The following is a 13,515-nucleotide window of genomic DNA, read 5'->3' on the forward strand; positions in this document are numbered from 1 at the left end:
TAAACACCTGTAATATCAGGTGTTTTTTTTATAAGATAATATTATGTCACATAGAAAATTATAAGTTGTATAAATAAATCTATATTAAACAAAAATTAATATTGTTTAATTATAGTTCAGTTGATATAATCATTTAAATAAGAGAGCTACAAGGTTTTTAGTTATTACAAAGACATTATTTGAACTGCATGTATGCATAAAGAAAACGCACTAAAATAGATTAATTTGTCTTATGATTTTGAATTTCAATGTAGCTTTTTTAATTAAAATTTAAAAGGAGTTTATAATGAACCATTGCAAAAAATGCAACAAAGAAATTGATTCAAATGAGCATATATGTGCTGACTGCTTGATAATTGAGCAAAGAAACAAATCTGAGAATCCCCCAAATTTAGATTCTAAATTTAAAAAAATGCTCGACACATTAAAAAACTTCACCATCAACGATTTTAAAAAAATCGGAGTATTAAGCGCTTTAACTTATATTTCAATTTTTATTTTATCTTTTTTACTCAATTTAATTTTTAAAATTATTGTCAATTCTAATGTAGAAAATATGCTTGGAGAGTTAGGATTACTTACAAATTATAAAGATGCTCTCAGTGTATTTTTCAATCCAATTCAAACTATTAATTTGTTATTTCGGAATAATATCATAATATCAATTAATGATGTTCAGTCTTTTACTACGTTCGGGATTGGCTTAATTTTTTTTCAAGTTTTATTAATGACTTCAATCTTTATAGCATATAAATTATATTACTTAATACTTAAACAAGATTATCTACGAGTAAGCTATATTTTCACTTCTACAATTATCATTGGTATTTTTAATGCAATCTTAAATGTTATATTTGCTAGTCGCTCTGAAATTGATCTAATAATAATTTCAACTAGTTTTACAATTAAGGGTTCGACACTATATGGGTTGTTTATTATCCCTATAATCATTTTTTTTATTGGATATCTTTCTAAACGATTCATTGAGACCAAGATAAAAATATCCTTAAAAAAAGAAACAATCAAAGTATTATCTCAAAGAAATATTCCTTTTACATTATTTTCAATCGGCTTAATTTTATCCACAGTTATTCGTTCTTTGACGCTTTCAATACAGCTTGAATTAGGAATAATCAAAACATTCATTATAACTTTGATAACTATTCCAAATGTAATATTAATGTCTTTTTTCAATAGTTTAGGAGTTCCAAATACAATTGCATTTAATAATGAAATTAAATATTTCTATGATTTTTATTTCTCAGGAAATTTCAACATTCTTATTGCAATTTTTAATCTTGCCATGATGATGTTATTTGTGCTATCTTTGTTCAATTTTATGCAAACACATCAAAACTCAGTTTTTAAAAAAAATACACTAACAAGAAATGCTATTTTTTCAATTATTTGTTTGCTATTTGTAATCTATTTTTCCAGAACCTCATTTAGCTCAAGCATTAGTTTTTTGGGCGAAACCGAAAAAACAACGTTCTATTTAGGTTTGCCTTATTTTCTAACACTGCTAATTGCTTCTTCTTGGATTTTAGCAACTTTCAATTTGAACCACTTTAAACCTGAGCTTGTGAACGGTATTTCAAGTCCTATTAATACTTTTTTGAATAGAAAATACGCATTAATCGCTATAATTCTTTTTACGCTTATTTTAAATTTTCCATACTCATTTGTATTTGATAAATCAAATGGAGCATCATCTAGTTCAGCACCCTGGGAATCAAATAGTGAAAAACTAACTGATTCAGGAGAGATATCATATCAGTCAATTTCTAATGGCGAACATTTATTAATCGATAATAAAACCATACTAATTTCAAATTATAGTGGGCTCTACAAAATTGATATTCATTCTAAAGCAATAGAAAAAATATCTGAAAAAATGGTTTTTAGTGACATAATTTATTCAAACGGAAATATTTTCACTATATCTCCTATGGGATTACAAATTATTGATATTAACGGTGAAGAAAAATCACTTATACCACTCGTTACAAACTATAATATCTCAATAGATGGCCAGGCAATCTTAGATAGAGATACTGATCGTGTATTCAATCTATCTGGAGACCCTCTATACAAAATCAGGATTCCTTATGCTAAAATTTATTTGCTCGATCTTAAAACAGCGCTTATTATTGATGAGAATAGAACCTTATTAACTTATGACTTAGAAAGTGAAACATCTGAAGAAATAGCTGATTTTACTGGTTCTATTTATATCTATAATGATACTTATATGTACTCATCTATTGACGAAACTGGCAATCAAATTTATAAGGTCTTGAATTCCGATGTAACACTAAAAGACTTTCCTCAAAACAATATAATAGTAAAAGGTGGAGAATGGTATTTGGATTTTGAGTTAAATCAATTACTATGGCTAAATAAAGATAATACCCTGAGCAAAGAAAATCGTCCTTTTAAATTCGGAAAAAATTTAATTGTTGACCAAGTTGATTTAAACAATAACTCCTTATTAATTCGATCAAATACTGACTACTTTATATTTGATGTTCAAACTGGTCTACTAAGAAGTTTGAACATCGAGATGAAAGGAGAACTTAAAAATGAATAAGAGAATTTTATTATTATTGTTACTCGTGCTCTCTGGTATAATCCTGTCAGGCTGTGGTGCCGATATTACGCATTATCTCAATATAAATTCAGATTTCTCTGGAGACCGCTCTATCATTGTTAAGGTAGATTCAGAAGATTTAGAAAACATAAAGGGTGGGGAACCTGCATTAACTAAAGTACTAACTGAAAATAAACCTTCAGATATGTTATTAACTATTGATAAATCTGTAGAAAACGAAGTAATCTATAATTTAGTCTACACTTTTGAAAATTTTGAAGAGTACAAGATAAAGACTGAACGTATCATTTCTACTCCATTTAATGCAACTTATAACAGCTCAGCAGTAGAGGATAATCCCTTTAAGCATCATACGGACTTAACTGAGGATAATATTTTCAATTTGCTAACAAAATGGGCAATTGATGCAATAGATGAAAGTAATATTGTTAGTGAATCAAGCAGTTACTTTATAAACAGTACTAAAACCTATATTAATTTAAATGGTGAAGAATTTAGCCAATCAAATTTCGGGAACAATTCCAAATTTCAAAAGGACATTTTAGTTCCTTTTGAAAACGTTGAAGTTAATCTTGATTTGGATGCTAATAATCATTCTATAATCATGAGTCTAGACAATGTAAAAGCATCTGTCTTAGAACTAGAAAACATCAAGAATCTCTTAAATGAAAAATACAATACTGAGATCAAAACTGATGATACCCAAACACATTTTATTATGCAGTTTAATGGCAATGTAGAATTTGAGAATTTTCTACAAAACTCAAATATAGGAAATTTTTACTTTATTTCCACTTTAGAAAATCCGTTAAATATGAATGAAAAATTTGATATGAATTTGGCTTTAAACTCACTATGGGACGGAAAAACCAAAGCCAATCTTTATGCCTTAAATGTATCCAAAATAAATGCATTTGAAAATGAATACTCTACTTTTAATAGTTCTTGTGAAACTGATTTGACTTCAAATGATTTGCTGCAATTTTCAAGTAAATATGACTTCATAAATTTTAACTATAATTTTTCTAAGGAACTAAATGCAGAAAATATCAATGTAAGCAAGATAATTGAATCTCAAGATGAAATATCTAATATCATTAATCTCAGTATAAATTCGGATCTCTTTAATGATTTTGATAGCAATGAGATCAAAACATACCTTGAATCCGAGGGGTATAAAGTTGAAATTTTAACAACCCCTGACATTACAAATATTGAGCTTGAACAGACTTTAAATACTGATCATTCAATATCAAATACAATGGGCCTTCAAAGTTTCTATAAAACAATAAGACAAAATATGTTTTCAGATTACTATATTCACTACTATCAAGACTATAATTATGATTTATTAATTCCCTCTAAAGAATTTAATGTTTTAATAAAAATAAATAAAAAAACGCATCCTGAGCTGGTCTCAATTGACCATTCAACATACGACAAAGAGAATATCAATAAGTTTCTAGTAGGGGAATATTATGAATTCGAATCCTCTATTTTACCAACTGGTAATTTAGAAATTTTACTTTCTCACAAATCTTCTATTATGACTATAGTTGTATTTTCAATTTCTGTAGCAACAGTAATCGTACTTATATTTATTATTATGAGAAAAAGAAAAAAAACACCCAAGACTTCTGTTGATGCCTTCAATACTGACAATACTATAACCCAATAAGAGAAAATTAAATTAGTTTCCTTATATATTAAAACAAAGTCTGCATAAAAGGTGCAGGCTTTGTTTTATATGTCATATATTAAATTAACATGTAACTTTAATCGCATTTTAATATTGCCATGCTATAATGTTTTAAGCGTCAACTTACCCTATGAAATCTAATCATACGTATTCAATATATTTTTGTTTTTTTTAAAAGAAAATAGGAAAGTCAAATATAATTGTGTATATTAGGAACTTTTTAAGTGGTATATTCGTCTTAACTAGATATGCGTAATTTCGCATAGAATGATTTAGAAAGAAGGTAAGACATGCCTAGCATCAAAAGAATGTTGCGTTTTTGCATGGCATTCTCTACTGTAATAATTTTGCTTTTACTCATAATCAATGCGCTTATACTTTATACCGTTAGTGATCAGTTCCTTACAGTCGATGATATAGAAAACCTAACAGATGTTGATTGTATAATTGTACTTGGCGCTGGTGTAAAGCCTGATCAAACGCCTAGTCTTATGCTTAAAGATCGATTGGATCGTAGTCTCGAACTTTATGAAGTTGGCGTTTCAAAGAGACTCTTAATGAGTGGTGATCATGGCAAAGAAAATTATGATGAAGTAAACGTCATGAAACAATATGCAATTAATGCAGGAGTAAATTCTTCAATGATCTTTATGGACCATGCAGGATTTTCAACTTACGAAAGTATTTACCGTGCAAAAGATATATTTGGAGCACGTAAAGTTGTAATCGTGAGTCAAAAGTACCATTTGTCACGTGCACTTTTCATAGCTAATCGATTAGGGTTAGATGCCTATGGCGTTGCCGCAGTTGATATACAATATTCAGGACAACTTCAAAGGGAATTTAGAGAAGTATTAGCAAGAAATAAAGATTTTATTGTCACATTATTTAAACCTGAACCAACTTTTTTAGGAGATTCAATCTCACTATTAGAAAATGGTGATTTCACAAATGATTAATTGAATAACATAAGATTTGCAGTTCTTGCATTTTTATAGGAGGACTAAATGAACAAAAAAATAAAAATTGCACTCACAACTATATTACTCCTTGCTACAGTTATTACCTTGGTGGTATGGTTTACTCGAGTTCCAGATTTTTCAACACTTTCACCTGCCGAAATCACAGTTATAGCATTGCCATCACCACCCGAAATTTTCAATATCCTTAATCCAGAAGACATCGAAAAAGTCATGACGTTATTAAATGATGCAACTTATAAAAAAACCATAATACCAGCTGATAAGGGTTGGGAAATAAGTCTTAGCTATCCCGGTACTGATATTCAACTTCTAGATCAATATATCACCGTAAATGGAAAAACATTTCTTGCAACAGTAAACATTTCAAATCAAGTCAAAACATTGTTAACTGAACTAGGATACCTCAATCATTAGCTTCTACTAATGATTGTTTTTTTTTACTTAAATATTTTACCAATATCACAATTTGATTGCACCAATGTTACACTTTTCCAGTTACATAGACTGTATTAGGGGTATCTGTTAAAATAAGACATGATATAAACATAACACAACTTTAATATGCAGCTAATGTGTTTACACAATATGGAGGAAATATGAAATTCAACACTTTAAATAAGCTACTAAAAACCAAAGGCCTTGTCTTATTATTGATTTTGTTAATTGGCACTTCTGCGTTTTCATTTGCAGCTGATGAACCAGAAGATTCATATGGTCAAATATTATATGATATACAGCTCATCACTGGCTATGACGGGGATTTAATGCTTGACAAGGAAATATCACGCGTTGAAATGATTGCAATTATAAGTAAATTATACCCTGATGAATTTTCGAGTTATTTACCACCAGAGACAGCTACATTTAAAGATGTGCCTGCCACGCATTGGGGATTTAAGTATGTAGAGTTTGCCTATATGAAAGGAATAACAAATGGGAAAGGGGCATCGCTTTTTGGTGTAGATGACTCCGTTAATTATAACCAAGCAAGTATCTTTCTCATTAAGGCTTTAGGGTTCTCAATTGATGATGTGCAGTACGAAACTGCCGCTTATGAGATTGGTGCTGAGTATGGTCTTAAGTTACTCCTTCCAACAGATAGTTCAAAGTACCTTAAACGCTCAGAGATATTTGAAATGATCTCAAAAGCATTAATTATGAATGATGCTTCAGATGAACTGGGACTTTCTATGTTACCAATTCCAACCTCTGCGCACGAAGAAATTGTACTTCGAATTACCGCTGTCATCAATACACCAGTTGCAGTCTATCAAAGCGGGGCGTTTTTCAATATTTATTATGCCAATGGCGATGTGTATACCGGAGAATTTGATGGTAAGAACATACAGGGGAATGGCATGACCAAATTTGCAAACGGCGATTTATATATTGGGCAGTATAAAGATGGTGTATTTAATGGCTACGGTATCTATTTGTGGAGTGATAATGAAAATTATGAAGGTTATTGGTTAGAAGGTGCTTATCACGGTCTTGGGACTTATACTTATATAAGTGGCGCCTACCAATATGGCGAATGGGAAGATGATGCACTTGTCACACCTATTGAAGAACTATCTGATGATGATATTGCTGCAGGACTTGGAACCGATTCACCTTATATTACAATTTCTCTTACAGATACAGATGGCAATCCTATGAAGGGAATTGCACTTTCAATTACAGATCAGTTTAACGGTGTTAGTCATAGCTTAGTGACAGATGAAGCCGGTGAATTTGTAATCCCTAAGACTGGTGAATTTTCAATACTAAGCTTAGTCCTCAACGAAAATAGTGCCTATAGTTTTGCGATTACAAATAATTCATTTATTGTCACAACTGCAGGCATTTATAAAAACAACGCTTCATTTGAATTGATTAAACGTTAATCAACATTTTTATAACAAAAATAATATTCTTAAATATTAAAAGACGAGTCCTATATTTAACCTATTTAATCAGGTAATCACAGGGCTCGTCTTTCTACATATCCATTACAATTATTTTTTTGATTGTTTACCGAAGAACGATCATACTATAACGATTATCTATAGCTTGTATTAAGTGCCTTTAAGAGTGTACGGATATCAAAATGATGCGGTGTTACTGGTGCGATCTTTTTAGGAATACCCATAAGAGTATAAACTGCAATTCTAGCGGCTCTTATAGAGAATTCTTCTGTGAATACCATATCTTCAGGTATCTCTACAAATTGGCTAATCATAGCAAAATTCGTTGATCCTTCTGGTACTACACTCGGTCTATCACTAATTGCTCTAGGCTGGAACATGGAGATAATATAAGGCATCATACACGGAATGACATTAACCACTGTGGACATGATTTCATCCATATCATCTTCCATATGAAGGTGATAGAGTAACTCTGTAAGTAACTCTTCACCAGTACAATCGCGCATTGGTTTTTTTACAAAGTCACCAAGTTTGTCTGTATACAGTCCGTAACCCCAAAAAATAGTAGTATCTTCTGGTTGGTTTTTAAAATGCGGCTGTTTAGCTACAACAATTGACATCAGCCAACTTGAATCTTTAAAAGTCATTAGTGCGCCACTGCCAGGTTTATTTCTTGAGTATTTTTCTATCATTTTTAAAAATTTATCACCTTTTAGTGTTACGGTGAAAGATTCCCAATTAGACTCCTCTGGTTTACCAAAGAAAGCATCCGGATTACCTAAACCCTCTTTTTTAGAGGCTATATTTTTCCAAAATGAACCCGACAGTGGATTTTCAGGCACAAATGGAGCAGGGGAATGAAAACTGCCAAGTGTTGCATTGTCTGTCATACTACCATTGGTCGCGATGCAAAGATCATTTTCGCCAAGCTCGATTAGACCTTTACCACTTGCATCTTCATAATGAATTTTTGTGACAGTGATGCCATCACCGTTTGCAAAGTCTAGATCAACTACTTTGCATTTTAAACTAAAATCAACGCCTTTTTCCTCTAAAAACACTTTCATAGGCAATATAATTGAATCGTATTGGTTATAAGGTGTACGTGTAACACCTTCAAGCGTTTGAATTCTTGAAAACTCAAATACCATGCGTTGCATATAACGCTTAAACTCAATTAAGCTAGACCATTTTTGAAAGGCAAAAGTTGTCTGCCACATATACCAAAAATTAGTTTCAAAGAAATGTGGTGTTTGCGCAAACCAGTCTGAAATTCTAAGACGTTCAATTTTCTGTTCTGGAGCTAGCATTAATTTACCAAGTGCCATACGATCTGCTGTGTTAAAGCCCATGGACATCACGTCTAAAATTTCACCTTCCTTGTTAATTAATCTTGCATTAGCATGTGTTGGATTTGCATGATCAAATTCGAGGATCTCATCGCATACAGATAATCCTGGACGGTCTAAAGAAGGGATATGACTTAAAAGTTCCCATGTGTTCTCATAAGTTTCTTCATTAAGCATCCTGCCACCACGACAGACAAAACCATTAATTGCGTCACCAGCGCCATCATTGCTACCACCGAGCAGTGGTAAACCTTCGAGTATATGGATATTTTTTCCTTCTACGCCGCAATCTCTTATTAAATATACAGCTCCTGCAAGTGATGCCAATCCGCCGCCTACAAAATATATTTCTCTTTTTAAATTACTTTCAAAATTTTTGTTATTTTCCATAATATCATCTCCTTTGTTTTTTATTACAAGATAAAGATACTATAGAAAATCTAACCGCAATATAGACAAAGCCCCCTGTTTGTCTAAAAATCTGACAAAGTGGGGGCTTTGTATAAAATATTAATCTCTATTGATATATTTATCTATTGCACGTGCAATATCACCATCTACAAGTTTACTTAATCGGTCTATGATGATTTCTGGTTTTTCTTTTGTACCAGATTTTAACCACTCGAGCATCAGACTTACAAATCCGTAGGTATAAAATTTTGCAATAAAAGCTTTGTCTTCATCTGATACACCTTTTCCCGTTGCAACTTCTTCGACGACACTTAGCAACAAATCAAACGTCAAAGCATTGAGAAATTGTTCAAGATGATCTCGCCCAAGTGAATGAAAAGTACTCACGCAAAATTCTCGATTTGCTTCAACATATTGGAATATCTTTAAAAAACCCAGTTGCCAAGTATCATAACTCTTATAATTTCTGATTGATTCAAGTGCCTCAGTTTTATAAATCCATCCAAGTAAATCATATATATCTTGAAAATGATAATAAAACGTCTGTCTATTTACACCACAGGCTGTCACAAGATCTTTTATCGTAATATGTTCTAAAGATGTTTTTGACATCAACTTTTTTAGGGTATTCGCAAGTTCAATTTTAGTCCGATTAGACATAGGCCACCTCTTTTATATGCTATAGAATATTGAGTTAAAATATCTACCTATTCATTTTAGCAGATTTTAGTTTATTTTTTAATTCACAAACCATAAAATTTTATATATAATAGAAAGGCAATTCGACCCATTTATGATTTTATATGATGATTTCATTATTCATAGATTACACTATCATTCAGAAAACTTGCTAGGAGGAAAAATGCTAAAAAAATGTGAAAAGTGCGGTAGATTTTTTGGAGATGATACAGGTGGCAATATTTGTTCAGCATGTAAGCTTTCCAATACAAAATTTAAAACTACAGGCAATATCGAACGCGATAAATTTATATGTGCTAGAGACCTCGTATACGACAATCCTGATATTTCACCTCAAGGTATTATAGAATACATGGCTGATTTAGGCATTGACATCACACTTCGTGAAATAATGAAATACGTAGATGAAGGGCGTTTATCTCTTAATACGATTAAAGAAGGTAATCACTGTATCAAGTGTGGTACTAAAATCGGTTTTGGTAAATACTGTGATAGATGCCGTATTCGTTTAGAACATGAGGGCAATGCAGTCCATAATTCTGATGATGAGCAATCAAATCGTATAAAAATGCATATATCTTCAAAAAAATAACTTCTTATTTTTTACTTATAAAACACAGCTCTACTGAGTTGTGTTTTTTTATGTGCGTTATCAATATCCACTTTACAATAGAACATATGTTCTGTATAATATAATCAAACGTATGTTCTGTTTGTGTCGGCAAACCCGCTTGCTCAAAAGTCTAAGCTTAACATCTTTGATTAGACACATTCAGATCATACGTCTTGAAAGGATGATATGTTATGTCTAAAGTTATATTCCATATAGATGTCAATAGTGCTTATCTATCCTGGGAAGCTGTTCATAGACTACAACACGGTGATCCACTTGATCTACGTACAGTTCCTTCAGCCGTTGGAGGTGATCCGATAAAAAGGCATGGCATTATACTTGCCAAAAGTATCCCTGCAAAACCCTTTAAAATACAAACTGGAGAGAGTCTGATGGCCGCTTTTCAAAAGTGTCCTACACTTAAAGTAGTTCCTCCGAGATATGACTTGTATTTGCGTTCAAGCAATGCAATGATTGAGCTCATCAGTGAGTATTCCTCACAGATTCAGCGTTATAGCATTGATGAATGTTTTGTAGACTTTACCGATATGATTAAACTTTTTGGCGATCCTATTGAAGTTGCATATCTCATCAAAGAACGAATAAAAAAAGAGCTGGGTTTTACAGTTAGCATCGGGGTTTCAAGCAATAAGCTTTTAGCAAAAGTCGCAAGTGATCTTAAAAAGCCTGATGCTGTGACAACTCTTTTTCCAGAAGAAATTTCACAAAAAATGTGGCCACTTCCAGTTGGGGAGTTGTTTATGGTTGGACGCGCTACTGTAAAGAAACTCAATTTTTTAGGTATCGAAACTATTGGCGATCTTGCCAACTATGATGTAGATATTTTGAAAGGAAGTCTTAAGTCTCAAGGAATCCTCGTATGGAATTATGCCAATGGCATTGAAAATTCTCCTGTAAAAAAGAGCAATCATCTTGCTATAAAAAGTATTGGTAATTCATCAACAATTCCATTTGATATTGACAATCAAAAAGAGGCTCATCTTATGCTATTAAGCCTAAGTGAAATGGTTGCTATGCGACTTAGAGATAGTCAATATCTTGCGCGCCTTGTAAGCATCACTTATAAAACAAACAACTTCAATTCACTTGGACATCAAAAAAAATTTGAAATTCCAACAGATCATACCACCGAAATTTATCATTATGCAAGAACTCTTTTTGATGAACTATGGGATGGTACACCACTTCGACATCTCGGTGTAAGGGTTTCTGAATTATGTGAAAACGATTTTGTCCAGCTTCATCTATTTGACGCATATGCTAGACGAAAAAATGGAAAACTTGACCAAGTTATAGATGAACTTCGAGGACGATTTGAACCTAAATCGATTATGAGAGGTTGTTTTGTTGGAAGTGGTATTAAGCCATTAACAGGTGGTGTAGGTGAAGATGACTTTCCACTTATGAGTAGCATATTATAAGGGGGCGTAATAACTAGGTATATTATATTAATATACGTTGATTTTACAAGAAATCTGTATGAAAGGTTTTTATGAAAATGTGTTAGAGGGTAGTGAAAGTATGAAAGTAGTTCGAAAAGAAATAGATGTACTTTGTTGGTTTGATCAACAAGGTTATCCCAATCCAGTAAGATTTAGATTACTCGATGAAACTGGGGCGCATGTAATAATCAAAATAGATAAAGTCATTACAAGAGAGTTTGAAAAACTGGCAGGGAATAAAATGTTTGTTTTTACCTGCCAGTGTGTCATTCAGAAGGCTTTGCGTACGGTCGTAATCAAATATGAAATGGACAATTGTCGATGGATTTTATTTAAATATTAAAATAAATCTATGTTTCCTTACTATTTATCATTCATTTTTGGGATTCTGTTGCAGATGAGAGATTAGTTATGTTATAATTTATAGGTATAAAACTAATACTTGTGCTCAAGTAGTTTGAGTGCAAAATCAAAATTTATTAATATTAGGAGTGTGGTTTTTTTTGGAAGCAGGCGCGAGTTGGCAGATTATACTACTGGCGGTGTTGATTGGAATGTCTGCATTTTTTTCAGCATCAGAAACAGCATTAATGTCACTCAGTAAAATCAGAATCCGGCATTTGGTGGACGAAAAAGTTCGAGGTGCCGAGGCCGTTAGCAAGTTGGTTGAAAACCCAAACAAATTATTGGGATCAATCCTCGTGGGTAACAATGTCGTCAATATTGGAGCATCAGCTCTTGCAACATCACTTGCAATTCATTATTTAGGTAATGCAGGGGTTGGAATTGCAACTGGTATCATGACGCTTTTAGTACTCATATTTGGTGAAATTACACCAAAATCCCTTGCTACGCAGCATTCAGAGTTTATATCTCTGAAAATCGCTGGGATTATCAATTTTTTTGTTGTTATTTTCAATCCAATCGTTTTTTTATTATTGTTTTTTACAAATGGACTAATAAGATTATTGGGTGGTAAACCAGGTCGTACGCAACCTTTTATCACTGAGGATGAACTCAAAACAATGGTTACAGTTAGTCACGAAGAAGGCGTTTTGGAAGTAGAAGAGAAACAGATGATTTATAATGTGTTCGAGTTTGGAGATTCGCAAGTTAAGGATGTGATGACTCCTAGAACTGACATGGTTGCATTAGAAATTAACTCTTCTTATGAAAAAATTATTGAAACTTTTAGGTCCGAGCAATTTTCTAGAATTCCAATTTACCAAGAAACAACTGATAACATCATCGGGATACTTTATATCAAAGATTTAATTTTTAAAACTAGCGAAAATAAATCCTTTGACATACACGATTACACACGTGAGCCTTATTTCACATTTGAATTCAAAAAAACAACTGAGCTTTTCAAAGAACTTAGAGCAAAAAGAATTCCTATGGCCATAGTGCTTGATGAATATGGTGGTACTGCTGGGATAGTTACTGTTGAAGATTTAATTGAAGAAATCGTTGGTGATATTCGTGATGAATATGACGATCATGAGCAAGATATCGAAGTCGTTAAAGAAGATGAATACATTGTAGAAGGAAGTACTAGAATTGATGAGCTCAACGAACTCATTGGCGTCAAAATTGAATCTGAAGATTTTGATACCATAGGTGGATTTATAGTTGGCGAATTTGGTTATATTCCTGAAGTAGATGAATCCATTGAATATGAAGGCATTCGATTTGTCATAGAAGAAGTGGATAGAAATAGAATAGAGAAACTGAGAATTCACACATAAAAGTACGTAAGAACCCTCATTGTGAGGGT

The 13,515-nt window shown here is 32.3% G+C and carries 11 protein-coding genes; 9 read left to right on the forward strand and 2 right to left on the reverse strand.

Features of this window, described 5'->3' with window-relative positions; translation table 11 throughout:
• Window positions 1-286 precede the first annotated feature (286 nt).
• The 5 genes from QE109_RS00140 to QE109_RS00160 all read left to right on the forward strand — a co-directional run bounded on the left by QE109_RS00140 (window position 287) and on the right by QE109_RS00160 (window position 7,179).
• Complete coding sequence (locus QE109_RS00140; RefSeq protein ID WP_281092329.1) at window positions 287-2,590, forward strand: hypothetical protein; 2,304 nt, start codon at window positions 287-289, stop codon at window positions 2,588-2,590.
• Window positions 2,583-4,289 carry a transcriptional regulator gene (locus QE109_RS00145; protein ID WP_281092330.1) on the forward strand — a complete coding sequence of 569 codons (1,707 nt, stop codon included), beginning with the start codon at window positions 2,583-2,585 and terminating at the stop codon, window positions 4,287-4,289. The genes QE109_RS00140 and QE109_RS00145 overlap by 8 nt, the downstream gene beginning before the upstream one ends.
• Before the next feature lie 311 nt (window positions 4,290-4,600).
• Window positions 4,601-5,269, forward strand: coding sequence for a SanA/YdcF family protein (locus QE109_RS00150; protein ID WP_281092331.1), 669 nt, complete (start codon window positions 4,601-4,603; stop codon window positions 5,267-5,269).
• Window positions 5,270-5,317: 48 nt separating this feature from the next.
• Entirely contained in the window at window positions 5,318-5,707 is a 390-nt protein-coding gene (locus QE109_RS00155; protein ID WP_281092332.1) for a hypothetical protein, read from the forward strand.
• Between the two features lie 182 nt (window positions 5,708-5,889).
• On the forward strand, window positions 5,890-7,179 hold the full coding sequence (locus tag QE109_RS00160; protein WP_281092333.1) for an S-layer homology domain-containing protein: 1,290 nt from the start codon (window positions 5,890-5,892) through the stop codon (window positions 7,177-7,179).
• 155 nt (window positions 7,180-7,334) lie between these two features.
• Here the strand turns inward: QE109_RS00160 and QE109_RS00165 are convergent, their stop codons facing one another.
• Both QE109_RS00165 and QE109_RS00170 read right to left on the reverse strand, forming a co-directional pair.
• Window positions 7,335-8,942 carry an oleate hydratase gene (locus QE109_RS00165; protein ID WP_281092334.1) on the reverse strand — a complete coding sequence of 536 codons (1,608 nt, stop codon included), beginning with the start codon at window positions 8,940-8,942 and terminating at the stop codon, window positions 7,335-7,337.
• 120 nt (window positions 8,943-9,062) lie between these two features.
• Entirely contained in the window at window positions 9,063-9,623 is a 561-nt protein-coding gene (locus QE109_RS00170; RefSeq protein ID WP_281092335.1) for a TetR/AcrR family transcriptional regulator, read from the reverse strand.
• A 202-nt stretch (window positions 9,624-9,825) separates the two neighbouring features.
• Here QE109_RS00170 and QE109_RS00175 point away from each other — a divergent pair, with 202 nt between their 5' ends.
• The 4 genes from QE109_RS00175 to QE109_RS00190 all read left to right on the forward strand — a co-directional run bounded on the left by QE109_RS00175 (window position 9,826) and on the right by QE109_RS00190 (window position 13,486).
• On the forward strand, window positions 9,826-10,254 hold the full coding sequence (locus QE109_RS00175) for a hypothetical protein (protein WP_281092336.1): 429 nt from the start codon (window positions 9,826-9,828) through the stop codon (window positions 10,252-10,254).
• Between the two features lie 212 nt (window positions 10,255-10,466).
• On the forward strand, window positions 10,467-11,717 hold the full coding sequence (locus tag QE109_RS00180; RefSeq protein WP_281092337.1) for a DNA polymerase Y family protein: 1,251 nt from the start codon (window positions 10,467-10,469) through the stop codon (window positions 11,715-11,717).
• 100 nt (window positions 11,718-11,817) lie between these two features.
• Window positions 11,818-12,081 carry a hypothetical protein gene (locus QE109_RS00185; RefSeq protein ID WP_281092338.1) on the forward strand — a complete coding sequence of 88 codons (264 nt, stop codon included), beginning with the start codon at window positions 11,818-11,820 and terminating at the stop codon, window positions 12,079-12,081.
• A 160-nt stretch (window positions 12,082-12,241) separates the two neighbouring features.
• The gene (locus QE109_RS00190; RefSeq protein WP_281092339.1) at window positions 12,242-13,486 is read left to right on the forward strand and encodes an HlyC/CorC family transporter; all 1,245 of its coding nucleotides are present in this window, start codon (window positions 12,242-12,244) and stop codon (window positions 13,484-13,486) included.
• Window positions 13,487-13,515 lie beyond the last annotated feature (29 nt).

This window comes from Fusibacter bizertensis (genome assembly GCF_029914245.1).
In the GTDB taxonomy this organism is placed as follows: domain Bacteria; phylum Bacillota; class Clostridia; order Peptostreptococcales; family Acidaminobacteraceae; genus Fusibacter_C; species Fusibacter_C bizertensis.

Coding starts and splice junctions, on each gene's coding strand:
- QE109_RS00140 (WP_281092329.1), top strand. CDS start 287: ATGAACCATTGCAAAAAATGCAACAAAGAAATTGATTCAAATGAGCAT.
- QE109_RS00145 (WP_281092330.1), top strand. CDS start 2,583: ATGAATAAGAGAATTTTATTATTATTGTTACTCGTGCTCTCTGGTATA.
- QE109_RS00150 (WP_281092331.1), top strand. CDS start 4,601: ATGCCTAGCATCAAAAGAATGTTGCGTTTTTGCATGGCATTCTCTACT.
- QE109_RS00155 (WP_281092332.1), top strand. CDS start 5,318: ATGAACAAAAAAATAAAAATTGCACTCACAACTATATTACTCCTTGCT.
- QE109_RS00160 (WP_281092333.1), top strand. CDS start 5,890: ATGAAATTCAACACTTTAAATAAGCTACTAAAAACCAAAGGCCTTGTC.
- QE109_RS00165 (WP_281092334.1), bottom strand. CDS start 8,942: ATGGAAAATAACAAAAATTTTGAAAGTAATTTAAAAAGAGAAATATAT.
- QE109_RS00170 (WP_281092335.1), bottom strand. CDS start 9,623: ATGTCTAATCGGACTAAAATTGAACTTGCGAATACCCTAAAAAAGTTG.
- QE109_RS00175 (WP_281092336.1), top strand. CDS start 9,826: ATGCTAAAAAAATGTGAAAAGTGCGGTAGATTTTTTGGAGATGATACA.
- QE109_RS00180 (WP_281092337.1), top strand. CDS start 10,467: ATGTCTAAAGTTATATTCCATATAGATGTCAATAGTGCTTATCTATCC.
- QE109_RS00185 (WP_281092338.1), top strand. CDS start 11,818: ATGAAAGTAGTTCGAAAAGAAATAGATGTACTTTGTTGGTTTGATCAA.